The following is a 22,481-nucleotide window of genomic DNA, read 5'->3' as shown; positions in this document are numbered from 1 at the left end:
CTGCCTCCCCCCACGGCCGCTACGCTGTGCCTTCCCCAGTGTGATGATCTGCCATCAGAGGACGTGGCCATGACGACAAGTCAGGACTTCCCCCAGCAGGGCCCGCAGGACGAGGACGCCGTCGAGCTGAGCCAGTGGGAACGTTTCGGCGTCGACACCACCACTCCGCACTCCGCACGCGTCTACGACTACTGGCTGGGCGGCAAGACCAACTTCCCGCCGGACCGCGCCATGGGCCAGGCCATCGAGGAGGCCGTGCCCAGCGTCAAGGAGATGGCCAAGGCCAACCGCGCCTTCCAGGGCCGCGCGGTCCGCCACCTCGCCCGGGAGCACGGCATCCGCCAGTTCCTCGACCTCGGCACCGGCATCCCCACCTCGCCGAACACCCACGAGATCGCCGAGGCCGTCAGCCCGGGCACCCGCGTCGTGTACGTCGACAACGACCCCATCGTGCTCGCCCACGCCCGCGCCCTGATGGTCTCCAGCCCGGCCAGCCGCACCACCTACATCCACGCCGACCTGCGCAAGCCCGAGGAACTGTTCTCCGACCCGGCGCTCACCTCCACCCTCGACCTCACCCAGCCGGTCGGCCTGCTGATGATCGCCGTCCTGATGCTGATCGCCGACGAGGACGACCCCTGGGGCCGGGTCGCCGCACTGCGCGACGCCCTCCCCGCCGGCAGCTGCATCGCCCTTACCACCCCCACCGCGGACTTCGCCCCGGAAGCGGTCGGCAAGGTCGCCGAAGCGGCCCGGGCCGGCGGAATGACCCTCGTCCCCCGCGGCTACGACGACGTGCTCCGCTTCTTCGACGGCTGGGACCTGGTCGAGCCGGGCCTCTCCCCGGTGCTCGCCTGGCGCCCCGACGGCGAGCACCCGGCCGACCCGAAGGCCGCCTACTACTGGGGCGGCGTCGCCATCAAGCGCTGACACCACCGCCGCGCCCGGGTGGCCCCACCCGGGCGCGTCACTTCAACAAGCGCGACAGCCGCCGGTCCGCCAACGGCTTCCCCCCGGTCTGACACGTCGGGCAGTACTGCAAAGACGAGTCCGCGAAGGACACCTCCCGCACCGTGTCCCCGCACACCGGACACGGCAGCCCGGTCCGCCCGTGCACCCGCATCCCCACCTTCTTCTCCGCCTTGAGCTCCCCCGCCGCCAACCCCCGCGACCGCTCCACCGCGTCCCGCAACGTGTCGCCCAACGCCTCGTACAACCGCGCCGTCTCCTCCTCCGTCAAGCTCGACGCGAGCTTGTACGGCGACATCCGCGCCACGTGCAACACCTCGTCCGAATAAGCGTTGCCCACCCCCGCCAACACGCTCTGATCCCGCAACACCCCCTTCAACCGCCGCCGCTCCCCCCGCAGCAGACCGGCGAACTCCGCCGCCCCGAGATCCAACGGATCCGGCCCCAACCTGGCCACGCCCGGCACCTCCACCGGATCCCGCACCACATAGACGGCGAGCCCCTTCTTCGTCCCCGCCTCCGTCAGCTCGAACCCGTCCCCACCCTCCAACCGCACCCGCAACGCCAACGGATTCCGCGGCCCCGGCTTCGCCGGCTCCACCGGCAGCGAGTCCCTCCACCGCACCCACCCCGCCCGCGCCAGGTGCACCACCAGATGCACCCCGCCCACCTCAAGATCCAGAAACTTCCCCCGCCGCCCCACCGCCCCCACCACCTGCCCCTCCAAGGCAGCCACCGGCGGGTCGTACGTCTTGAGCGCACTGATCGCCACCGGCTCCACCCGAGCGATCTCCCGCCCGACCAACCGCTCAGCCAAGAAGGCACTCAACGCCTCAACCTCAGGCAACTCCGGCATGCCCCCAGTCTCCCCGCACCCCCTCCCACCCGCACGGGCACAACCCCACCCGCACCCACCCACACCGACCCCCACCCCCCTCACCCGACCAAGGCGAGAGGGACGCGCTGCGGGAGGGGGCGGTGGAGGGGGTGGGTGCGGAAGGGGGCGTGACGGGTGATTTTCAGACCGCCAACGGCGCCCAGCACCCCTCGATGAGAGTCAGCGGTCGGAAAATCATCCAGCCCCCGGAGCACCCACCCCCGGAACCGCCCCCGGACCCACCCACCCTCCCGAAAGCCCACCCCCACACCCCAGCCCCGCGCAGCGCCCCCACGGCGGCAAAATGTCCCCCATGGACCTAGGACTCAAGAACAAGGCCTACATCGTCACCGGCGCCACCCGGGGCCTCGGCCTCGCCACCGCCCGGGAACTCGCCGCCGACGGCGCCCACGTACTGATCAGCGGCCGCACCCAGCAGGCCGTCGACGCCGCCGTCGCCGAGCTCGAAACGCTCGGCTCCGCCCACGGCCTGGTCGCCGACAACGCCGTCCCCGACACCGCCGACCGCCTGATCGCCGAGGCCAACGCCCGTTTCGGCCGCTTCGACGGCATCCTGATCAGCGTCGGCGGCCCGCAGGCCGGCCCGGTCGAGACGACCCCCGAGTCCGCCTGGCGCGACGCCTTCGAGTCCGTCTTCCTCGGCGCGCTCCGCCTCGCCCGCACCGCGGCCGCCGCCCTCCCCTCCGGCGGGGTGATCGGCTTCGTGCTCTCCAGCTCGGTCCGCCAGCCGATCCCAGGCCTCGGCATCTCCAACGGCCTGCGCCCCGGTCTGGCGATGGCCGCCAAGGGCCTCGCCGACGAGCTCGGCCCGCGCGGCATCCGGGTGCTCGGCCTGCTGCCGGCCCGGATCGACACGGACCGGGTCCGCGAGCTGGACGCCCTGGCCCCCGACCCGGAGGCCGCCCGCGCCCAGCACAGCGCCGGCATCCCGCTGGGCCGCTACGGCACCCCGGAGGAGTTCGGCAAGGTCGCGGCCTTCCTGCTCTCCCCGGCCGCCTCCTACCTGACCGGCCTGATGGTCCCGGTCGACGGCGGCGCCCTCCGCTCCCTCTGACCCTCCCTCTCCCCCTCCCCCTCCCCCCTCCCGCCGCCCCTCCGACCCCCGCACTACTCCAGCTGACGACGCTCCCGCCGCCCCCGACGCCGCCCGAACCCGCGCCGCCCGGACCGACGCCGCCCGGCGGGAGCCTCCTGCAGCACCCGGATCCGCAGGTCGGCGGGCAGCTCCGCCAGCCCCAGGCTCCGTACCGCGTCCGCCCGCGGCCCGTCCTCGAAGTGCTCCACCAGCCCGACCGGATCCCCGCCCGGGGTCAGCCGTACGGCGCCCCGCAGCCGCGGGTGCCCGGGGGCCCGCACCAGCCGGACCCCCGCCCGTTCCACTTCCGGCAGCACCGCCGTGCCGTGCTCCAGCGCCTCCTCCAGGGCCCGCGAGTTCACCCGCATCCGCAGCCCGCGCGCTCCTGGCGTCGGCACCGTGATGTGGGCGAGTCCGGTCCGCCGCAGCTGCGCCACCAGCCACCAGGCCGTCCCCAGCACCAGCAGCGCCAGCCCCCCGATCACCGTCGGCCACCACCACGAGGAGCCGACCCACCGCACCCGGGAGCGCGCGCTGACCACCGGCTGGTCCGGCGAGGTCAGCGGCCACCAGCTCGGCGGCTCGACCCCCAGCCGCCGGTACAGGTCCAGCCCGCCCGCCAGCACCAGTACCCCGACCCCCACCAGCACCGCCCCCACCACCGCCAGCAGCACCCGGTTGACGACCGTCCGTTTCACCGCGCCGCCTCCCCGGTCCGCTCCCCCGCCCCGCCCGCCGCCTCACCGGCCGCCACCTCACCAGCCGCCACCTCACCGGCCGCGCCACCACCCGCGGACCCGGCCCCCGCGCCCCCACCCGCCGGCCCCCGCCAGGACCGCACGTCCAGCCGCAACGGCCGCGCCAACCCCACCCGCGCCAACTCCTCCCGCAACTGCCGCTGCACTCCCGCCGGGTCCACCGGCCCGCTCACCGACACCCGCACCCGCCGCCGCCCGACCTTGATCCTCAGGTGCTCGATGCCGGCCAGCCCGGCGGCCCGGTCCGCCATCAGGTGCCCGACCCCGGCCCGGTCGATCGCCGCACCCGTCCCGCCGTACGGCCTCAGCACCAGCCACCGCCGCAGCCCGGGCGCGAACGCCAGCCACAGCAGCCACAGCCCGATCAGGGCCGCAGCACCGGCGCCGACCAGCACCCACAGGTCGTCCAGGTGCCGGGTGGCCAGCTCGTCCGCGATCTGCGCCCGCCACCGCCGGGCCGGCTGCCCGGCCCGCACCGCGACCGCGTCGTACAGCAGCGCCCCCGCGACCACCAGCACCGCGGTGGCGACCAGCGCCGCCACGGCCGCCCGCCCCGACCGCAGCCGGGGCACCTTCCCCACCGCAGCCGCCCCCTCCCCCGGAGCCGCCACCGCGTCCCCCCTCACCACGCTCCCCCGGCGACCAACTTCTCGACCACCACGACCACTTCGGACACCTTCGTCCCCGTCAGCCCGTTCACCTGCGCCGCCACCCGGTCCCGCACCCGCCGGGCGAGTCCGGCCAGGTCGGCGGGGAAGGGCAGCTCGACCGCCACCCGGACGGTCACCGTGCTGCCCGGCCGCGCCACCGAGACCCGCGGCGGCTCACCCTTCACCGACCGCCCGGCCCAGGCCTCGGCGACCACCTCGCGGGCCGCCTGCCCGGCGATCCGCTCGTACACCCGGTCGGCGACCCGCAACCGCCCCCGGCGCACCGCACCGGAGGCGGGGCCGGGGACGGGACCGGGGAGGGGGCCGGAACCAGGACCGGAGGCCGGTACGGCGGCCCCCATCAGCGCCGCCGGTCGCGGCCGCGGAGCAGGTCCCCGAGGTCGCCGAGCTCGATGTCGCCCTCCAGCAGCCGCCCGGCCACGAAGCCGACCAGCCCGAGCGCCGCCACCAGCAGGAACGCCGCGAACCCGCCGAAGTACCCGGCGAAGCCGAGGGCCATGCCCACCACCAGGCCGACGATGGCCAGGTTCATCCGCTACTCCCTCGTCCTCCACTGAAAGCCGACACCAACCACCGACGCCCCGGGCGGTCCCCGCGGCCGGGCGCTACTTGAGCTTGGGCCGCTGCCCCGAGGACGCCACCGGCTCCTCTTCCTCCTCGAACTCCGGTTCGTCCGGGAGGTGGACGTCGTTGACCGCGATGTTGACCTCGACGACCTCCAGGCCGGTCATCCGCTCCACCGCGTCGATGATGTTCTCCCGCACCTGGCGGGCGAGTTCGGGGATCACCACGCCGTACTCGACCACCAGGGCGATGTCGATCGCGGTCTGCTTCTCGCCGACCTCGGCCTTGATCCCGCGCCCGATGCTCGACTTGCCGCCGGGGACCCGGTCCCGCATCGCACCGAAGGTGCGGGCCAGCCCGGAGCCCAGCGCGTGGATGCCGGAGACCTCCCGGGCGGCCATCCCGGCGATCTTCTCCACCACGCCGACCGCCAGCGCCGTGCGGCCGCGCTCGCCGGACGACCGGCCGCCGTCCCCGCCCGCGCCGGGCGCGGGCCGGGCACCGGCGGGCGGGCCGGGGGTGGGCCCGCCACCGGGGTTCTTGTGCAGGGTCGCGGGCGTCGGAGTGTCAGGCATGGGGCGCATCTCCCTCGTAGCGGCTCCAGCTATATCGCAAACCTCCCCAACTCTGGCATTCCGCCACGAGCCCCGCCTGCCGAGCGCATCCCGGGAACGCCGGAGGCCCGGCCCCGGGGTGCTCCCCCGGGGCCGGGCCTCCGCGCGGTGGCGGGCGGGTCAGTCGCCGATCCCGGCGAGTTCCCGCAGCCGACGGGCCTGGGCCGCCCGTTCGGCCGAACGCTGCTCCTCGTACGACCGTCCGGAGGCCCCCTGGAGCAGTGCCTTGGTCTCGGTCACGGCTCCGCGCGGGGCGGCCAGCAGGGCGGCGGCGAGGTCCCGGGCGGCGGCGTCGAGTTCGGCGCCGGGCACCGACAGGTTGGCCAGCCCGGTCGCGGTGGCCTCCGCGGCGCCGACCCAGCGGCCGGTCGCGCAGATCTCCAGCGCCCGGGCGTAGCCGACGAGGTCGACCAGCGGCTTGGTGCCGGCCAGGTCGGGGACGAGCCCGAGCGAGGTCTCCTTCATGGCGAACTGCACGTCGTCGGCGACGACCCGCAGGTCGCAGCCGAGCGCGAGCTGGAAGCCGGCTCCCACGGCGTGGCCCTGGACCGCGGCGATGGTGACCAGGTCGGCGCGGCGCCACCAGGTGAAGGCCTCCTGGTACGCGGCGATGGCGTCGTCCAGCTCCTGGTCGGCGGAGCCGGCCAGCTGCAGGAAGGTGGGCTCGCCGGGGATGCCCTCGGGGGTGAACATGGCCCGGTCCAGCCCGGCGGAGAAGGAGACTCCCTCGGCGCGCAGCAGCACCACCCGCACGCTGCCGGGCAGTTCGCGGCCGGCCTGGGCGAGGGCGCGCCAGAGCGCGGGCGACTGGGCGTTGCGCCGCTTGGGCTGACAGAGGGTGACGACGGCCAGCTCACCGTCGATCTCCAGCCGGACGCCGTCCCGCTCCCAGCTCGGGGCCTGCGGGTCGGTGGCGGGGGCGGTCATGCGGAAACCTCCGGTGGCGGGGGACTTGGCTACCGGAGAGTAACAAACCTGGGCGCGGCCGGGCAGGGCCCCGGCCCGGAAAGATCGGAACGGCCTCCGGCACCCGGAGGCGGACATGACGATCGGCGGCCGGTCCACTCGACCCGAGGGCGGACGCCCAGCCGGGGTCGGCTGTCGTCTCCTCGGCCGGCGTCAGGCCGCCGCGCCATCCAGCTCAGAGCTGACGGACCGTCAGGAACCGGCCCCGGCAGTCGCCTTGTTCTTGCCCCGCGTGGCACCGCCGCGGCCCCGGAGGATCACTCCGGACTCGCTCAGCATCCGGTGCACGAAGCCGTACGAACGACCGGTCTCCTCCGCGAGAGCGCGAATGCTCGCCCCGGAGTCGTACTTCTTCTTGAGATCGGCCGCGAGCTTCTCACGCGCGGCACCGGTCACCCGGCTGCCCTTTTTCAGAGTCTCGGCCACCCGTGCCTCCTCGTAGCGTTGCTCGGTCAGATTCCCATGATCACCCATCCACCGCGTCCTGGCCACCCATTCGACAAGGTCGATGTCGCAAATGCGTGGTCCTGCGGTGGTGATCCGAGCGCACCAGGGCGCTCACGCAGAGTGCACGCCCCCGGGCGGCTGCCGCCGCATGCCGAGAAATAGCTGATCAGCAGCGTCGGCCCGACCACGTTCGAGTGGCGGGCCGACGGGAAGTGCTTAAACGGAATCCGGGTCTTCTTCATTCCCGGACACGCCGAAAGGACTAGATATTCTGGGCCGAAAAGCGGATCCGGCGTCTACTTCCGGTCAGGCCAGCGAGACCAGATCGGCGTACGACGGGTTCCACAGGTCCTCGACCCCGTCGGGCAGCAGGATGATCCGCTCCGGGTCGAGCGCCTCGACCGCGCCCTCGTCGTGGGTGACCAGCACGACCGCGCCGGAGAACTCGCGCAGCGCGCCCAGGATCTCCTCGCGGCTGGCCGGGTCGAGGTTGTTGGTGGGCTCGTCCAGCAGCAGCACGTTGGCCGAGGAGACCACCAGGGTGGCCAGGGCCAGACGGGTCTTCTCACCACCGGAGAGCACCCCGGCCGGCTTGTCCACGTCGTCGCCGGAGAACAGGAAGGACCCGAGGATCTTGCGGATCTGCACCAGGTCGGTGTCCGGCGCGGCCGAGCGCATGTTCTCCAGCACGCTGCGCTCGGGGTCGAGCGTCTCGTGCTCCTGGGCGTAGTAGCCGATCTTGAGGCCGTGGCCCGGGATCACCTCGCCGGTGTCCGGCTGCTCCACCCCGGCCAGCATCCGCAGCAGGGTGGTCTTGCCGGCGCCGTTGAAGCCCAGCACGACGACCCGGGAACCCCGGTCGATCGCCAGGTCGACGTCGGTGAAGATCTCCAGCGAGCCGTAGGACTTGGACAGCCCGCTGGCGGTCAGCGGGGTCTTGCCGCAGGGCGCCGGGTCCGGGAAGCGCAGCTTGGCGACCTTGTCGTTGACCCGGGCCTGCTCCAGGCCGGCGAGCAGCTTGTCGGCGCGCCGGGCCATGTTCTGCGCGGCCACCGTCTTGGTCGCCTTGGCGCGCATCTTGTCGGCCTGGGCGTTCAGGGTCGCGGCCTTCTTCTCCGCGTTGGCCCGCTCGCGCTTACGGCGCTTCTCGTCGTCCTCGCGCTGCTGCTGGTACTGCTTCCAGCCCATGTTGTAGACGTCGATGGCGGAACGGTTGGCGTCCAGGTAGAAGACCTTGTTGACGACCGTCTCGACCAGGTCGACGTCGTGCGAGATGACGATGAAGCCGCCCTTGTACGTCTTGAGGAAGTCCCGCAGCCAGACGATCGAGTCCGCGTCCAGGTGGTTGGTGGGCTCGTCGAGCAGCAGCACGTCGGAGTCCGAGAAGAGGATCCGGGCGAGCTCGACGCGGCGGCGCTGACCACCGGAGAGGGTGTGCAGCGGCTGGCCGAGGATGCGGTCCGGCAGGCCCAGCGCCGCGGCGATGGTGGCGGCCTCGGCCTCGGCGGCGTACCCGCCCTTGGTGAGGAACTCGGTCTCCAGGCGCGCGTACTTCTTCATCGCGTTGTCCCGGGTGGCGCCCTTGCCGTTGGCCATCCGCTCCTCGTTCTCGCGCATCTTCTTGAGCACGGTGTCGAGGCCGCGGGCGGAGAGGATGCGGTCCTTGGCGAGGACGTCCAGGTCGCCGGTGCGCGGGTCCTGCGGGAGGTAGCCGACCTCGCCCGAACGGGTCACGGTGCCGGCGGCGGGCAGGCCCTCACCGGCCAGCACCTTGGTCAGCGTGGTCTTGCCGGCGCCGTTGCGCCCGACCAGGCCGATCCGGTCGCCGGCGGCGACCTTGAAGTTCGCGGACTCGATCAGGATCCGGGCACCGGCGCGCAGCTCGAGGGCGTTGGCGGAAATCATGGCTGGGACTGCTCCTGGGACGTGGGCGGGCGGCCGGGCGCGTACCCGGGCGGCGGGAAGGGGGCTTCATCGGCGGTCGGCGCACTGGAACCGGGCGCCGCCACCCGCTATTGCCCGGAGAAGGTAGCCATGACGGCCAGTCTACCGGGCCGCGCGAAACGCCCTGGGGGCGTACCGCCCAGGGGTACCGGCCGGCCCTGCCGCCGCTACTGCTGCGGCGTGGCCGCCGGGTCCGCCGGGGTGGCCGGGGCGGTGGCCGCCGGACCGGCCGAGGGGTCGACGCAGCCGCCCTGGGGGCGGACCGCGGCGAACGGGGCGTCCGGGTTGGCGCAGCCGGTCTCGGGGGCGGCCGCCTTGGTGTCGAAGACCTTGGGCGGCACGATCGGGCCGTCGGTGATCTCCACCCGGCCGGCGTCCAGCGCCTTCACCGTCGCGGCCGGGCCGGTGATCATCGACCAGCCGTTGCTGTCCAGCCGGTACCCGGTGATGCCGCCGGAGACGGCCACCCCGCTGCTGTTGGTGCAGGCGCGCGGGATGAGCACGGCGTAGTCGGTGTGCACGGTGCGCAGCGGGTCGTAGAGGCAGCCGTTGGAGGGCCGGTCGTTGTAGCGCAGGTCGCCGTCGGCGTCGCGCAGGCCCATGGTCAGGGTCGGCGTCACCACGGCCAGCCAGGGCGAGCCGTCCCGCTGCACGGTGTGCAGGGCGGCCGCGGCCCGCTGCTTGGCGGTGTCCTTGCGCTGGGCGTCGGTGCGCTTGTCGGCGCCCGGCTCGCCATCGGCGCGCAGGTAGTCCGCCAGGCCGGGCACGGCGCGGTGCCAGCGCACCTCGTGGTTGCCCGGGCGCACCGAGGTGACCAGACCGTCGTCCCAGACCACGATCGCGTTGTCCCCGGCCATCGCCAGGTAGAGCGCCTCGGCGCCCTCGCGGCGGTACGTCCAGGCCCGCTCGCCGGTCTGCTTGTGGTAGGCCTCCAGGCCGGGACCGACCACCCGCAGGTCCAGGTCGGCCGAGCTGACCGACTGCGAGTTGACCGGCGTCGCCTCCGCGTCGCCCGGCCCCGCCACCCGGTCGCCGAACGGCACCGGCTTGTTCGCGTGCGCCGCAGCACCGGCCGCAAGGACCAGCATCACCGCCAGGGCAGGCAGGATCGAGCGGGGGGTGAGGACACGCGGCGGCTTCCAGGACACGGCCGGAGCGTACCTTTCGGCGGGTGGGCGAGTCAGCTCGGAATCGCCGTCCGGGCCCATCGCCGACCGCACGGCGGACCGTGCGCGCCCGCCCGGTGCGCCCGCCCGCCCACCTGCGCCGTCGGCTCCCCGGCCGGTCGGCGGGGCCCTGCGCGGCGGGCCCCGCGGACCCCGCCGGACCGTTACAGAGCTGATACACGGGGCCGGGCCGGACGGGTGTTGCGGCAGACGGCGTTCGAATATCGCCCACTTTAGGGTGACATTCGGCTTTTCCGTCCCCCGCCGGGCCTACTGTCGGCGAGCGTGGCGCGACGGTCCGTCGGTGTCGTCACCCGCCCGCCCCGCTCCCGCGACGTCCGGAGGAGAGACCATGCGCATGGGCCGCCTGACGCTGGCCGCCGCCGCTCTGCTGCTGATGGCCACGGCCAGTGTCCCGACCGGGACGCCGCTCAGCGGAACCGAACGGCACAGCCTCTCCTCGGACGCCTTCGAGCCGCGCGGCGCGGCCCCGCGCCCGCCGGTCCAGCGGCCCCGGCACGAGCCGCCGTTCGGCGCCTTCGTCGGCTCCTGGGACAACTACATCCCGCAGATCGGCAAGTACGCCCAGTGGCTGGGCGACGCCAACATGCAGGTCGGCCACACCTACCTGGCGGGCAACAGCTGGGCGGACATCGAGGGCGAGCCGGTGGTGCTCGGCCTGTGGTCGCAGTGGCGGCTGGCCGACCCGTCCCGGCTGCTGGTGCTCGGCGTGCCGATGCTGGTGCCCAACGAGGCGCACGTGCCGGACGGCGAGGTCGCCAGGCTGCTCGGCCAGGGCGCCCGCGGGGACTTCGACAGCCACTTCCTGCGGCTGGCCCGCCGACTGGTGGCGCTCGGCGGCGCGGACACCGTGCTCACCCTCGGCTGGGAGATGAACGGCGTCACCTACACCCACCGCTGCAAGCCCGACCCGGCCGCCTGGAAGGCCTACTGGCGCCGGATCGTCGGGGTGATGCGATCGGTGCCCGGGCAGCGGTTCCGCTTCGACTTCACCCCCAACCGGGGCGTGGACGCCATCCCGTGGACCAAGTGCTACCCCGGCGACGACGTGGTCGACATCGTCGGCACGGACAGCTACGACCAGCCGGCCGGGAGCACCTTCGACGACTACGTGCGCGAGCCGTACGGCCTCCAGGACCAGGTGGAGTTCGCGGCCAAGCACGGCAAGCCGGTCTCGTACCCGGAGTGGGGGCTGTTCCGCAACGGCGACAACCCCGAGTTCGTCCGGCGGATGGTCGACTGGATGCGCACCCACGACACCGCCTACCAGACCGTCACCGACTACTGCCCGCACGGCTTCTTCCAGTGCCGGAGCAATCCGCGCGCGACGGCGGCATTCAAGCAGCTGATGGCGGGCTCGCGGGGGGCGCCCCCGGCCGTGCCGACGGCGCCCCCCGCTCCGATCGTGCCGGTCGCCCCGACCCCGCCCGGCGTGCCCACCCCGCCCGGGGCGACTGCGCCCGGGGCAACTCCGCCCGGCGCCACCCCGTCGGCCACCGCGCCCGCCGTCACGGCGAGCCCGTCGGCCGGGGCCTCGCCGAGCCCGTCCCCGGCCCGGACGCCGTCCCGGCGCTGAGCGGCGGTCAGGCCCGGCGGCGGGCCAGCAGCGCCTCCTTGAGCTTGGGGAAGCGGGTGCGCAGCTGGTGCGCCGCCACCTGCCGGGCCAGCACCGCGGCGGCCCGGGCGGCGGCCGCCGGGGCCGCTCCGGCCGGGCCCAGCAGCAGCCGCTGGTTGGGCATCCGGTCCGGCCGCCAGCGCTGCTTGTACGGCTCCTGGCCGCGCAGCAGGCCGAGCACCGGGATGCCCGCGCCGACCGTCTCGTCCAGGGCCGCGCTGAACAGCAGCCCGGCGATGTCCAGCCGCTCGCGCAGCACCGGGTGGGCGCCGTACAGGTACAGCCCGCCGAAGGACGGGCAGAGCAGCAGCAGGTTGACCGCGACCAGCTCGCCGTCCAGGTGGAACTGGTGGACGGCCGCCCGGCCGGTGGCGACCAGGCCGGTGGTGGACTCGGTCAGGTGCCGGGCGAAGCGCTCGGTGCGGTGCTCGGCGGTGACGCCGCGCTCCTGCCACTGGAGGAAGTGCAGCCGCAGCAGCCCCTCCAGCGCGGCCGGGACCTCCTCCACCGGCGTGGACCGGACCTGCACCCCGGCCTCGGCGATCTTGCGCAGCTTCACCCGGCTGCGCTGGGCCGTCTTGCCGGGCACCCGCTTGAGCAGCCGCTCCATCGGGACGGCCGGCAGGTACTGGCAGAGCGAGTCCTCGTGGCGGCGGCGGGCGCCGCGCCAGTGCTCGTACACCCGCTGCACCGCCGCCTCGGGGTGCACCTCGCGCAGCTCCAGCCAGTGCCAGGGGCGGGTGAGCGGGAGGGCGGCGGCGAACTCGGCGGCGGCCCGGTCGGCGCAGCCGTCGTCCAGCAGGACGTCGCCGTAGTCGAGCAGCCCGGCGCCGAGGCCGGTGAGGCCGCCGAACGGGCCGCCGCGGCGCATGAAGGCGCCGGCGCCGACCAGTCGGCCGTCCTGCCGGACCAGCACCACCAGCAGCGCGCCGGGGCGGCCGTAGTGGCGCCACCAGGAGCACTGCCAGGCGGCGGCCTGGAAGAAGGTGGCGGTGCGGCAGCGGGCCGCCAGGTCGTCCCACTCCTCGGCGACGGTGTCCAGCGCGTCGTCCTCGCGGCGCAGCTCGGTGGTCCAGACGGGCCCGGCGGACTGGGCCGGGAGGCCGGCGGCGCGGGCCTCGGTGCTCATCGTCCGCTCCGGGCCGCGGCCTTCTCCTTGGCCGGGGGCACGGGCGCGGCGGCCGGCGCGGGCGCGGGCTTCGCCCCGGCCTTCGGCTCGGCCACCGGCTCCGGCGTCGCCCCGGTCTCCGGGCCGGCCTTGCCGGCCGGCTTCTCGGCCCGCGGGCGGGGCGCGGCGGGGGCCGGGGTCGGCGTCGGGGCGGCGGTCGGGGTCGGGTCGGCGGTCGGGGCGGTGGCCTCGGGAGTCCCGGTCGGCTCGGCGGCCGCGGTCGGCTCGGGAGCCGTCGGGGTCTCCGGAACCCCGGGGCCGTCCGGGCCGCCGCGCCGGCGGGCCATCAGCACCAGCGACCCGAGCAGCAGTCCGGCCGCGGCGCCGACCGCGACGTCCAGCTTGGCGGAGGGCGTGGTCGGCTTGTCCGGCTCGGCGGCCGGGGCCAGCGTGACCAGCCGGACGTTGGTGTCCTTGCTGCTGGTGTTGGCGAAGGCGACCAGCGAGCGGGCCACCGCGTCGGCGGTCTGGGCGGCCTCCTGGGCCCGCCTCCCGGTGCCGGTGATCTCGATCATCGGGGCGTCCGGGGAGGTCGTCCCGGACACCAGGGACTCCAGCTCGGAGCGGGTGTGGCCGGTCTCGGCGGCCGCGACCGTGAGCACCTGCGGCTGGCCCGCGAGCCGGCCGTACGCCTGGGCGAAGTTGGTCGCGGTCGACGCCTCCCCCGGGTTCTGCGGCACCACGAGGACGTAGGCGCTGGCGGCGTACGAGGGGTGCGAGACGACGGCGTACCCGGCGCCGGCCGCGGCGCCGAGCGGCACCGCGAGCGCCACCGGCCACCAGCGGCGGACCAGGTGACGGGCGCTTCGGCGCGGTGTGGTCATGGGTGCGGCTCCTTGGGTCTGGTACGGCGGGTCCGGCGGCGGGCGGGTCAGGCGCGGGCCAGCCGGTCGTAGAGGGCGCCCAGGTCGGCGGCGACCCGGGCGATGTCGTAGTGGCCGACGGCCGGGGGGTGCGGCAGCGGGTCGGCGATGTGGCCGCTCAGCTGCCGCAGGTCACGCAGGGCGGCCGCGTACGCCGCGGGCTCGGAGGGGATCCGGCGGGCCTGCGGGGCGGCGCTGGGCGGCAGTTCGTCCAGCGCCGGGCAGGCGCTGTGCCGCACCGGGAGCCCGGCCGCGAGGCCCTCCAGGACGCCGAGGCCGAAGGTCTCCGCGGTGGAGGGGGCGGCCAGCACGTCCATCGCGGCCAGCAGGTCGGGCACGTCGCCCCGCTCGCCGGTGAGCACCAGCCGCTCCCGGACGCCGAGTTCGGCCGCCCGGTGCTCCAGCCCGGCCCGCTCGGGGCCCTCGCCGACCAGCAGCAGCCTGGTCCCGGGGTCGAGTTCGGCGAGCGCCGCCAGCAGCACCTCGAAGCGCTTGCCGGGCACCAGCCGACCGACCGCGCCGACCACCCAACTGCCCTCCGGCAGGCCCAGTTCGGCCCGGATCCGGCGGCGGGCCTCGGCCCGCTCGGCGGGCGGCCGGCGGTAGCCGGCGGTGTCGATGCCGTTGGGGATCAGCTCGATCCGGGCCGGCGGGACGCCCCAGGAGCGCAGGGTCTGGGCGACCTGCCGGGACACCGCCACGGTGGTGCTGCCGAGACGTTCGGCGGCCAGGTAGAGGCCCTTGACGCCGCGGGTGACCGGGCGGCCCTCGATCACCCCGGCGTGCAGCGAGTGCTCGGTGGACACCACCGCCCGCACCCCGGCGAGCCGCGCGGCCAGCCGGCCGTACAGCTGGGCGCGGTAGAGGTGGGTGTGCACCAGGTCGTAGCGGCCGGCCCGGACCAGCCGGACCAGCCGGGGCAGCGCGCCGAGGTCCCGGTTGCCGCGCATGCCGAGGTGGTGGACGGTCACGCCGTCGGCGCGCAGCGCGTCCGCGACCGTGCCCGGATTGGTCAGCGCGAGCACCTCGCACCGCTGGTGCGGCGGCAAGTGCCGCAGCAACAGCTGCAGTTGGCGCTCGGCACCGCCGGAGGCGAGCCCGGTGACGATGTGCAGCACCTTCACGGCCGACGCTCCCGCCGCCCGCGCGTCAGCGAGGTGACGGCGTCGCGCAGCCGGTGCCGGCCCTTCTTGGCCCGCAGCCGCCAGGCGCCGTCCCGGTCGCCGACGTAGCAGCGGGGCAGCGCGAAGCGCCCGGTGAGCGGGGAGTGGGCGATCGCGCAGGCGTAGTCGTAGCCGGCCTCGCGGACGGCCTCGGCGGCGGGCCGGTCGACGGCGCCGTAGGGGTAGCAGAAGCCGGTGACCGGGCCGCCGACGACCTCCTCCAGCAGCCGCCGGCTCTCCCGGGTCTGCACCCCGAGGACCTCGGCGGGCAGCCCGGGCAGCGCCCGGTGGCCGAGGCCGTGCGAGCCGATCTCCCAGCCCGCGGCGGCGAGTTCGGTGACCTCCTGGACGGTGAGCAGCTTCTTGCGCGGGCCCTCGGTGTCCCAGCCGTTGTCCTGGCCGAGCAGGTCGGCGACCACGTACGCGGTGGCGGTGAAGCCGTACGCCTGGAGGATCGGCACCGCGTACCGGGCGAAGTCCGCGTAGCCGTCGTCGAAGGTCAGGCCGACCAGCTTGTCGTCCTGCCCGTGGGCGCGGGCCCGCATCAGCTCGCGGACCGAGACGCCGCGCCGCCCGCGCCGGTGCAGCCAGGCGATCTGCTCGGCGAACCGCTCGGGGCTGACGGTGAGTTGGTACGGATCCTCCTCCTCGACCGCGACCGAGTGGTACATCAGGATCCACGGCGTGGAGGACCCTCGCAGGGCGGATTCGCCGACCGGGCGGCGGCTTCTGGGCAGTCGCGCCCGGTCGGGCTGGGCGTCGGTGACGCCCGCCTGGGCCGAACGGACGGATCCCCGCTCATCGTCCATGGGGAAACTTCCCTTCGTCGGCGACGGTTGGCAGGTTCAGGGCCCGCCGGTCGGGCCCGAGTCCCAGGGCCCGGGCGGCGGCCAGGACCGGGCCGCGCACCTCGCGGGCCCGGAGCCCGGTACCGAGCGCGGCGAAGGCCAGCACCACGGTCAGGCCACCGGAGAGGGTGGAGAGCAGCGGGTCGGCCGGCAGGCTCGCGGCGGCGGTGCCCACCACGGCGGCCCCGGCGGCGGCCAGCACCAGCCGGCCGTGGCCGCCGAGCACCCGGCGCAGCCGCAGCGGGATGCCGCGCAGCACCAGCCCGCGCAGCAGCAGCGCGGCGGTGGCGGTGATCCCGCTCGCGTTGCCGGCGGCCAGGCCGAGCGCGCCGAACCGGGGCGTGGCGAGCAGGCCGACGGCGACGGTCACCCCGAGGCCGAGCAGCATCGCGGCGACCGGGTACCAGTCCAGCAGCCGGCGCCCGCCGTCCTCGCTGCGCGGGTCGTCGGCCCGGCGGACCACCGGGCGCAGCGAGAAGTACGGGCGGATCATCACGCCGATCAGCGCCTGGGCGGGCAGGCCGAAGCTGTACACCCGGATGACGGCGGCGGTGGCGGCGGTGTCCCCGGGCCCGAAGGCGCCGCGCTGGAACAGCAGCGAGACCGCCGAGGGGGCGCAGGCCATCAGGAAGGCGGTGCCGAGCAGCACGACCGCGGCGGCCTGCCCGAGGTCCTTCTCGACCCGGTCGCGCGCCGCGCCGAGGTCCCCCGCCGCGAGCGCCCGGGCGACCAGCGGGAAGGTGACGGTGCAGATCAGGATGCCCGCCGTCATCGCGAGTTGGGACACCTTGGCGGCGTAGTTGAGGTGCGAGATGGTGCCGGGCGGCAGCGCCGAGCCGAGGTAGCGCTCGACGAAGACCTGGGCCTGCCGGGTCAGCGTGAAGGCGGCCACCGGCAGCAGGGCCAGCGGCATCAGCACCAGCGCGTTGCGGCTGCGCCGGGTGCGGCCGGCCACGGCCGGCCCGGTCCGCAGGTGCCGCAGGAACGGGCCGACCAGCAGGACGGCCATCAGCAGGCTGCCGAACGCCACGCCGAGGGCGGCGGAGCGGACCCCGAGGACGCCGTGGAAGCCGAACAGCAGGGCCAGGATGCCGAGGTTGTAGGCGACGTAGATGCCCGCGGGGGCGGTGAAGCTGTGGTGGGCGCGCAGCGCGGCCGCCAGGTAGCCGGCCACGCCGAAGGGCAGCACGGTGATCGCGGTGATCCGGGTGCAGGCGACGGCCAGGCCCGGGTCGGGCAGGCCGGGGGCGAGCAGTTCCACCAGCTGGGGGGCGCCGAGGGCGGCGGCCAGGGCGAGCCCGCTGAGGGCCAGCAGCAGCCAGGGCAGGGTGGCGCGGACCAGCTGGCGGACCGGATCGGGGGCGTCCGGGTCCTCCTCGCGCAGCACCAGGGCGAGGGCGAAGGCGGGCACCATGAGGAAGGACATGGCGTCCTCGATCAGCAGCGGTGCGGCCGTCTCGGGCACGGTCCAGGCGACCAGGAAGGCGTCGGTGCCCTGGCTCGCGCCGAAGTAGCGGGCCAGCAGGAGGTCGCGCAGCAGGCCGAGGCCCGAGCCGGCCGCGCTGAGCACCGCGGTGACGCCGAAGGCCTTGACGAGGAAGCCGCCCCGGGACGGCCGCTCCGGCCCGGCGGCGGGCGACCCGGCGGCGGGCGACCCGGCCGCGGGCGGCTCCGCGGGGGCGCTGCGCGGGGCCGGGAGGGCGCGGGCGAGGGCGGGCTGGTCGGTGGTCACCGGGGCATCGCCCGCTCCTGGACGGCGGCGCGGGCCGCGAGGCCGAGGACGACGGAGGTCAGCACGGTGGTGGTGCCGCCGATGTCGGCGTACAGGAAGTCGACCAGCACCCAGGTGAGCAGCGCGAGGGCGGCGAGCGAGGTGGTGTGGCGGCGGCGCAGGCAGCCGAGCAGCAGGCCGAGGAAGAGCGCGGCGTAGGCGGTGATGCCGATCAGGCCCTGTTCGCTGAGCACCAGGAAGTACATGTTGTGCGGGGAGAGCAGCGGTTCGCGCTGGAAGCCGATGGTGGAGTCGGCGGCGTCGCTGCCGGAGGAGAGCCGCAGCGGGGCGTGGCTGTCGCGCAGCTTGGGGAAGGCCTTCGGCCCGGCGCCGTGGACGGGGTGGTCCTGCCAGATCCGCCCGGCGGTGGCCCACAGGTCGTAGCGGTCGGAGACGGACTGGTCGGGTGCGGCGGAGACGGAGCCGATCGAGCTGAGCCGCTCGGTGACGCCGGAGGCGCCGAGGCCGAGGCCGCCGATCAGGACGACGGCGGCGGCCAGGCCCAGCACGGCGCTGCGCACCAGCAGCCGGGCGTCGGCGCGCAGCAGCAGCACGGTGGCGGCGACGCCGGTGGCGATCCAGCTGCCGCGGCTGAACGAGACGGCGAGCGGGAAGGCGAGGAAGGCGGCGGCGGCGAACATCGCCCGGCGCAGCCGTACGTCGCCGCCGGGTCCGCGCTCGCCGAGGGCCAGGGCGAGGGCGGCGAGCAGGCCGTAGCTGACCACGGTGGACATCGCCATGATGTCCAGTGCGCCGAAGGTGCCGACGGCCCGGATCGGCTGGCCGGTGTAGGAGGCGCCGGTGTGGGTGAGGTACTGGTTCGCCCCGACCACGCCCTGGATCAGCGCGGCCAGCACGAAGGAGCCGAGGACGAGTCGCTGGTCGGTGCGGTCGCGCAGCGAGCAGAGCACGGCGGCCGGCACCAGGACGAACACCTGGGTGAGCCGGACGAAGCCGGTGAGGCTGGTGGCCGGGTCGATCGAGCCGAGGGTGGCGACGGCGGCGGCGACCACGACGCCGCCGAACAGCGCGCCGGTGGTGCGGCTGATCGCGGGCAGGCGCCCGCGCAGCAGGTTGAGCGCGGTGAGGGCGACCAGGGCGAGCGAGGCGACGTCGGCGGCGGTGACGTGGACGGCCGCGGTGACGTCCTTCTCCCCCGCGGGCACGCAGACCAGCAGGACGGTGGCCGCGGCGAGCAGGCTGGACCGGTCCGCGAGGGCCGGCAGGGCCCGCCGTAAGGCGGGCCGGGGAAGGGCCGAAACGATCAGTGCCACGCGGGGTCAGCTCCCGTCCGGGTGGAGCATCAGGGCTGCGGTGCGGCACAGGATCTTGACGTCCTGCCAGAGGCTCCAGCTCTCGATGTAGCGGTTGTCGAAGCGGGCCCGCTCCTCGATCGAGGTGTCCCCGCGCAGGCCGTTGACCTGGGCGAGGCCGGTGAGGCCGACCGGGACGCGGTGCCGGTCGGCGTACTCGGGGTAGGCCTGGCTGAACCGCATGACGAAGTACGGGCGTTCGGGGCGCGGGCCGACCAGGCTCATGTCGCCGCGCAGGATGTTCCAGAGCTGGGGCAGCTCGTCCAGCGAGCTCTTGCGCAGCAGGCGGCCGACGGCGCCCATCCGGTGGTCCTGGGAGATGTTCCAGCGGGTCGCCGACTCGTGCTCGTTGCTGGGGCGCAGGGTGCGGAACTTGAGGACGGTGAAGACCCGGCCGTCCAGGCCGGTGCGCTGCTGGCGGAAGAGCACGCCGGGGCCGGTGTCGAAGCGGACGGCGAGGGCGCACAGGGCCAGGACGGGGGCGAGCAGCAGCAGGCCGATCCCGGCGGCGGTGACGTCCAGGGCACGCTTGGCGGCCCAGCCGGGGCGGCGCATCGCCGGGCTGCCGAGGCGCAGGCAGGGGAAGCCCCACAGGTGGTCGCCGCCGGCGATCGGGGCGGTGGGCAGTGAGCCGTGCTCGCGCAGCGCGGGCACCAGCCAGACCTGGCAGCCGAGCCGGACGGCGTCCCGCAGGGCGGCGGCGGTCTCGGCCTCGTCGGCGGCGCCGGCGGTGGCGATCACGTGGTGGATCCGGTGCCGGCGGACCTCGCGCTCCAGCACCTCGCGGCCGCCGAGCACGGGCACCTCGGTGTCGTCGGCCAGCAGCGGCGGGTCGGCGTCCAGGAAGCCGACCGGGCGCATGCCGTACTCGCCGTGCTCGCTGAGCGCGGCGGCGACCTTGCGGCCGAGCCGCCCGGCGCCGAGCACCAGGACGGGGGTGGGGCGGCCGCGGCGGATCCGCCGGACCAGGTGGTAGAGGACGGCGCGGCCGACGGCGGCGATCAGCAGCTGGGCGCCGAGCAGGACGGTGAGCCGGGCCGGGGTGGCGGGGCCGCAGTCGGGCCAGCGGCCCTCCAGGCAGCCGGCCAGGGTGACGGCGAAGGCGGTGGCGACCACGGCGCGGCCGGCCAGGGCGGGGAGTTCGTCCAGGACGGACAGGGTGAGCCGGGTGCGGTAGAGGCCGCCGGCCAGGTTGAGCAGCAGGAGCAGGGGCAGGACGGCGGCGACGCCGAGCAGGGGGGCGAGCGGGACGGTCGGGTCGATCGCCCGGTTGGCGATGCCGGTGCCGGTGCAGAGCGCGATCGCGTCGACCTGGACCAGTGCGAGCGGCAGGGCGAGCCGGGAGCGGCCGGCCCGGTGGTGCCGGCGGGGCGACGGCACCGCCCGGGTGTACGCCGCGCCGGTCGGCCGGTCGAGCAGCCCGGTGCCGGGCAGCCGCGGTCCGGACAGGGGCCCGCCGGATCGCGGCACACTGTCGTGGTCAATGGTCATCAGCGCACGAACTCCCCTGCTGTGTGCCCGGGGTGGCGGTGCCCCGGCACCGATAGGCGCGGGGCGGCCGTCCCGGCCCGGTGGGCGCGGTCCTGACAGCACCTGCTATCGCTGGCGGCTTTCAGTTCTCCGGCGAGGGGGCCGATCGCGAAAGGGCTGGTCACCACGGACGCGGCTGCGAAGGGCCCGGACAGGAATTCCCGGGGTGAAATCGAAACGAAGCAGGCAAAATCCGACAATACCGAACGTGGGCATGTGCGCCGGAAGTTGACTTGCCGTTTCATTCCAGCCGCCCATTAATAGGTATTTCGGATTAACGCCTCGTCCATTTCCGGTTGAGGGTGTGAATGCGCCGGCGCCGGAACGGCAGGGATTCACGGCATGTGAAACGATCAGATCCGCTCTGGGACACGGGCCCTGCGCCGTCCGGCCGCCGGCCCGGCCCCCAGCAGATGGCGGTACAGGACGTCCACCTGTTCGACCACCGTACGGACGTCGTGCCGGGCCACCACGTGCTCGCGCAGCCGGGCACCGCGTCGCTCGCACTCGATCGGGTCGGACAGCGCTTCGGCCATCCGGGTGGCGAGCGCGTCCGCGTCCTCGGACGGCAGCACCGACTGCGCGCGCTCCGCCGGCGGCAGGCACTCCCGGGCCCCCGGCACGTCCGTCAGCAGCACCGGCCGGGCCGCCGCCATCGCCTCCAGCGGCGCCAGCGCCATCCCCTCCCAGCGCGAGGGCAGCACCACCAGGTCGGCCGCCGCCAGCCACGGGCGCGGATCCGGTACGTCGCCGACCAGCCGGACCCGGCAGGGCTCGGCCGACTCCCGGACCGCCTCCGCCAGCCGCTGCTCGTCCGGCCCGCCGCCGACCAGCGCCAGCCGGGCCTGCGGCACCCGCCGCAGCACCTCCGGCCAGGCGGCCAGCAGCACGTCCTGGCCCTTCTGCCGGCACAGCCGCCCCACGCAGACCGCGAGCGGGGCGTCCAGGTCCAGCCCGAGCGCGATCCGGGCGGCCCGGCGGTCGGCGGGCGCGTAGTGGCGGACGTCGACGCCGTTGGGCACCACCGCCCAGTCGGCGTGCACCCCCGCGGCCACGCCGTCGGCCCGCTCCTGGACGCTGACGCACAGCAGCCGGTGCGCCCAACGGCTCGCGAAGCGCTCCCAGCGCAGGGTCGCGGCGGCCATCGCACCGTCCACGGCGGCGAAGGACCAGGCGTGCGGCTGGAAGACGGTCGGCACCGCGCCGCGCACGGCCAGCCGGCCGGCCAGCCCGGCCTTGGCGCTGTGCAGGTGGACCACGTCCGGCCCGGCGGCCCGGACGATCCGGCGCAGCCGCCAGGCCTCGGCGGCGGTGGCCGGGCCGGGTGAGCGGTCCGCGGGCCAGTCCTGGACCAGCGCGCCGACCGCGGCGGCCTCCTCGGCCAGCCGCCCGCCGCGCGGGCAGGCGACCAGCACCCGGTGCCCGGCCTCGCGCTGCCCCCGGACCAGATCGACGACGACGCGGGCGACTCCGCCGTCCACCGGCTGTGAAATGTGAAGGATCGTCATATGCACGGCGGCGAGCCTAGGATGGCTCCCCCGCGCGGGGCGGCTCCCGTCACCCGCAGGTGGTGGGCCGTCCACCCGTACGGCTTTCGGCTCGTACGGGCGGACGAGCCGCTCGAAACTCCGGGCGATTCCCCCGGGTCGGGCGGGAGCCCCGGGGTCAGCGCACCTCGGCGGCCAGGTTGGCCAGCACCTGGTCGTGGATCCGGTTCAGGCCCTTGGGGGCGAAGGTGCGCTCGAAGAAGCCGCCGATGCCGGTGGCGCCCTGCCAGGTGGCGGTGACGGTGACCTTGGTGCGGCCCTCGCCGGCGGCCGCGACGGTCCAGGTGATCACCATGCTGGAGTTGGCGTCCTTCTCCACCAGCTGGTCCGGCTGCGGCGCCGAGACGGTGAACAGGCAGTCGCGCACCCGCTTCTCGGTGGCCTGCAGCTTCCAGTGCACCTGGGTGCCGGCGCCGGTCCCGCCGACCCGGACCTCGTACTCGCTGTACTGCGCGGGCAGCAGCTTCGGGCGGGTCACCTGGTAGTCGGCCAGCGCCTCGTACACCCGCTCGGGCGCGGCGTCGTAGTCCCGCTCGGTGGTGGCCTGCACCTGTCCCATGCCGTGCTCTC

At 75.1% G+C, this 22,481-nt stretch carries 22 protein-coding genes; 3 read left to right on the top strand and 19 right to left on the bottom strand.

What is annotated here, in order from left to right:
• Positions 1-69 precede the first annotated feature (69 nt).
• Complete coding sequence (locus ACZ58X_RS08665; protein WP_470332916.1) at positions 70-930, top strand: SAM-dependent methyltransferase; 861 nt, start codon at positions 70-72, stop codon at positions 928-930.
• 37 nt (positions 931-967) lie between these two features.
• Here the strand turns inward: ACZ58X_RS08665 and ACZ58X_RS08660 are convergent, their stop codons facing one another.
• Positions 968-1,825: an Fpg/Nei family DNA glycosylase gene (locus ACZ58X_RS08660; protein WP_470332915.1), complete on the bottom strand. Its 858-nt coding sequence runs from the start codon at positions 1,823-1,825 to the stop codon at positions 968-970.
• Between the two features lie 334 nt (positions 1,826-2,159).
• Here ACZ58X_RS08660 and ACZ58X_RS08655 point away from each other — a divergent pair, with 334 nt between their 5' ends.
• On the top strand, positions 2,160-2,921 hold the full coding sequence (locus tag ACZ58X_RS08655; protein WP_470332914.1) for an SDR family oxidoreductase: 762 nt from the start codon (positions 2,160-2,162) through the stop codon (positions 2,919-2,921).
• A gap of 53 nt (positions 2,922-2,974) precedes the next feature.
• Here ACZ58X_RS08655 and ACZ58X_RS08650 read toward each other — a convergent pair whose 3' ends face one another.
• From ACZ58X_RS08650 to ACZ58X_RS08610, 9 genes are all read right to left on the bottom strand, one after another.
• Complete coding sequence (locus ACZ58X_RS08650; RefSeq protein ID WP_470332913.1) at positions 2,975-3,640, bottom strand: alkaline shock response membrane anchor protein AmaP; 666 nt, start codon at positions 3,638-3,640, stop codon at positions 2,975-2,977.
• Positions 3,637-4,281, bottom strand: coding sequence for a DUF6286 domain-containing protein (locus ACZ58X_RS08645; RefSeq protein WP_470332912.1), 645 nt, complete (start codon positions 4,279-4,281; stop codon positions 3,637-3,639). Before ACZ58X_RS08645 ends, ACZ58X_RS08650 begins: the two co-directional genes overlap by 4 nt.
• A gap of 41 nt (positions 4,282-4,322) precedes the next feature.
• Positions 4,323-4,619, bottom strand: coding sequence for an Asp23/Gls24 family envelope stress response protein (locus ACZ58X_RS08640; RefSeq protein ID WP_470332911.1), 297 nt, complete (start codon positions 4,617-4,619; stop codon positions 4,323-4,325).
• A gap of 92 nt (positions 4,620-4,711) precedes the next feature.
• Positions 4,712-4,903 (bottom strand): hypothetical protein, encoded by a 192-nt coding sequence (locus tag ACZ58X_RS08635; protein ID WP_063349611.1) that lies wholly within the window; start codon positions 4,901-4,903, stop codon positions 4,712-4,714.
• A gap of 73 nt (positions 4,904-4,976) precedes the next feature.
• Positions 4,977-5,510, bottom strand: a complete 534-nt coding sequence (locus ACZ58X_RS08630; protein ID WP_470332910.1) for an Asp23/Gls24 family envelope stress response protein — start codon at positions 5,508-5,510, stop codon at positions 4,977-4,979.
• A 159-nt stretch (positions 5,511-5,669) separates the two neighbouring features.
• Positions 5,670-6,476: an enoyl-CoA hydratase/isomerase family protein gene (locus ACZ58X_RS08625; protein WP_470332909.1), complete on the bottom strand. Its 807-nt coding sequence runs from the start codon at positions 6,474-6,476 to the stop codon at positions 5,670-5,672.
• A 231-nt stretch (positions 6,477-6,707) separates the two neighbouring features.
• Positions 6,708-6,941, bottom strand: a complete 234-nt coding sequence (locus ACZ58X_RS08620; protein WP_030059940.1) for a helix-turn-helix domain-containing protein — start codon at positions 6,939-6,941, stop codon at positions 6,708-6,710.
• A 327-nt stretch (positions 6,942-7,268) separates the two neighbouring features.
• Complete coding sequence (locus ACZ58X_RS08615; RefSeq protein ID WP_470332908.1) at positions 7,269-8,867, bottom strand: ABC-F family ATP-binding cassette domain-containing protein; 1,599 nt, start codon at positions 8,865-8,867, stop codon at positions 7,269-7,271.
• A 206-nt stretch (positions 8,868-9,073) separates the two neighbouring features.
• A complete protein-coding gene (locus tag ACZ58X_RS08610; RefSeq protein ID WP_470332907.1) occupies positions 9,074-10,054 on the bottom strand; it encodes a hypothetical protein in 981 nt (326 codons plus the stop codon).
• A gap of 370 nt (positions 10,055-10,424) precedes the next feature.
• Here ACZ58X_RS08610 and ACZ58X_RS08605 point away from each other — a divergent pair, with 370 nt between their 5' ends.
• Positions 10,425-11,669 carry a glycoside hydrolase family 26 protein gene (locus ACZ58X_RS08605; RefSeq protein WP_470332906.1) on the top strand — a complete coding sequence of 415 codons (1,245 nt, stop codon included), beginning with the start codon at positions 10,425-10,427 and terminating at the stop codon, positions 11,667-11,669.
• A 7-nt stretch (positions 11,670-11,676) separates the two neighbouring features.
• Here ACZ58X_RS08605 and ACZ58X_RS08600 read toward each other — a convergent pair whose 3' ends face one another.
• From ACZ58X_RS08600 to ACZ58X_RS08560, 9 genes are all read right to left on the bottom strand, one after another.
• Positions 11,677-12,837 (bottom strand): GNAT family N-acetyltransferase, encoded by a 1,161-nt coding sequence (locus ACZ58X_RS08600; protein ID WP_470332905.1) that lies wholly within the window; start codon positions 12,835-12,837, stop codon positions 11,677-11,679.
• The gene (locus tag ACZ58X_RS08595) at positions 12,834-13,700 is read right to left on the bottom strand and encodes a Wzz/FepE/Etk N-terminal domain-containing protein (RefSeq protein WP_470332904.1); all 867 of its coding nucleotides are present in this window, start codon (positions 13,698-13,700) and stop codon (positions 12,834-12,836) included. The genes ACZ58X_RS08600 and ACZ58X_RS08595 overlap by 4 nt, the downstream gene beginning before the upstream one ends.
• A 47-nt stretch (positions 13,701-13,747) precedes the next feature.
• Complete coding sequence (locus tag ACZ58X_RS08590) at positions 13,748-14,863, bottom strand: glycosyltransferase (RefSeq protein WP_470332903.1); 1,116 nt, start codon at positions 14,861-14,863, stop codon at positions 13,748-13,750.
• Positions 14,860-15,711, bottom strand: a complete 852-nt coding sequence (locus ACZ58X_RS08585) for a polysaccharide deacetylase family protein (RefSeq protein WP_470332902.1) — start codon at positions 15,709-15,711, stop codon at positions 14,860-14,862. Before ACZ58X_RS08585 ends, ACZ58X_RS08590 begins: the two co-directional genes overlap by 4 nt.
• Positions 15,701-17,482: a lipid II flippase MurJ gene (locus tag ACZ58X_RS08580; protein ID WP_470332901.1), complete on the bottom strand. Its 1,782-nt coding sequence runs from the start codon at positions 17,480-17,482 to the stop codon at positions 15,701-15,703. Before ACZ58X_RS08580 ends, ACZ58X_RS08585 begins: the two co-directional genes overlap by 11 nt.
• The gene (locus ACZ58X_RS08575) at positions 17,479-18,795 is read right to left on the bottom strand and encodes an O-antigen ligase family protein (protein ID WP_470332900.1); all 1,317 of its coding nucleotides are present in this window, start codon (positions 18,793-18,795) and stop codon (positions 17,479-17,481) included. The genes ACZ58X_RS08580 and ACZ58X_RS08575 overlap by 4 nt, the downstream gene beginning before the upstream one ends.
• A 6-nt stretch (positions 18,796-18,801) precedes the next feature.
• Positions 18,802-20,325: a sugar transferase gene (locus tag ACZ58X_RS08570; RefSeq protein ID WP_470332899.1), complete on the bottom strand. Its 1,524-nt coding sequence runs from the start codon at positions 20,323-20,325 to the stop codon at positions 18,802-18,804.
• 392 nt (positions 20,326-20,717) lie between these two features.
• Positions 20,718-21,872 (bottom strand): glycosyltransferase, encoded by a 1,155-nt coding sequence (locus tag ACZ58X_RS08565; RefSeq protein ID WP_470332898.1) that lies wholly within the window; start codon positions 21,870-21,872, stop codon positions 20,718-20,720.
• 157 nt (positions 21,873-22,029) lie between these two features.
• Positions 22,030-22,470: an SRPBCC family protein gene (locus tag ACZ58X_RS08560; RefSeq protein ID WP_470332897.1), complete on the bottom strand. Its 441-nt coding sequence runs from the start codon at positions 22,468-22,470 to the stop codon at positions 22,030-22,032.
• Positions 22,471-22,481: the final 11 nt, after the last annotated feature.

Source organism: Kitasatospora sp. NPDC040550 (genome assembly GCF_055594965.1).
Note: the sequence above shows the minus strand (reverse complement) of the source record. Positions and strands in the feature narration are given on the sequence as shown.

Excerpts from the sequence above, each read along its gene's own strand:
- ACZ58X_RS08665 (WP_470332916.1), top strand. The coding sequence starts at position 70 with ATGACGACAAGTCAGGACTTCCCCCAGCAGGGCCCGCAGGACGAGGAC.
- ACZ58X_RS08660 (WP_470332915.1), bottom strand. The coding sequence starts at position 1,825 with ATGCCGGAGTTGCCTGAGGTTGAGGCGTTGAGTGCCTTCTTGGCTGAG.
- ACZ58X_RS08655 (WP_470332914.1), top strand. The coding sequence starts at position 2,160 with ATGGACCTAGGACTCAAGAACAAGGCCTACATCGTCACCGGCGCCACC.
- ACZ58X_RS08635 (WP_063349611.1), bottom strand. The coding sequence starts at position 4,903 with ATGAACCTGGCCATCGTCGGCCTGGTGGTGGGCATGGCCCTCGGCTTC.
- ACZ58X_RS08630 (WP_470332910.1), bottom strand. The coding sequence starts at position 5,510 with ATGCCTGACACTCCGACGCCCGCGACCCTGCACAAGAACCCCGGTGGC.
- ACZ58X_RS08625 (WP_470332909.1), bottom strand. The coding sequence starts at position 6,476 with ATGACCGCCCCCGCCACCGACCCGCAGGCCCCGAGCTGGGAGCGGGAC.
- ACZ58X_RS08615 (WP_470332908.1), bottom strand. The coding sequence starts at position 8,867 with ATGATTTCCGCCAACGCCCTCGAGCTGCGCGCCGGTGCCCGGATCCTG.
- ACZ58X_RS08605 (WP_470332906.1), top strand. The coding sequence starts at position 10,425 with ATGCGCATGGGCCGCCTGACGCTGGCCGCCGCCGCTCTGCTGCTGATG.
- ACZ58X_RS08600 (WP_470332905.1), bottom strand. The coding sequence starts at position 12,837 with ATGAGCACCGAGGCCCGCGCCGCCGGCCTCCCGGCCCAGTCCGCCGGG.
- ACZ58X_RS08595 (WP_470332904.1), bottom strand. The coding sequence starts at position 13,700 with ATGACCACACCGCGCCGAAGCGCCCGTCACCTGGTCCGCCGCTGGTGG.
- ACZ58X_RS08585 (WP_470332902.1), bottom strand. The coding sequence starts at position 15,711 with ATGGACGATGAGCGGGGATCCGTCCGTTCGGCCCAGGCGGGCGTCACC.
- ACZ58X_RS08570 (WP_470332899.1), bottom strand. The coding sequence starts at position 20,325 with ATGACCATTGACCACGACAGTGTGCCGCGATCCGGCGGGCCCCTGTCC.
- ACZ58X_RS08565 (WP_470332898.1), bottom strand. The coding sequence starts at position 21,872 with ATGACGATCCTTCACATTTCACAGCCGGTGGACGGCGGAGTCGCCCGC.
- ACZ58X_RS08560 (WP_470332897.1), bottom strand. The coding sequence starts at position 22,470 with ATGGGACAGGTGCAGGCCACCACCGAGCGGGACTACGACGCCGCGCCC.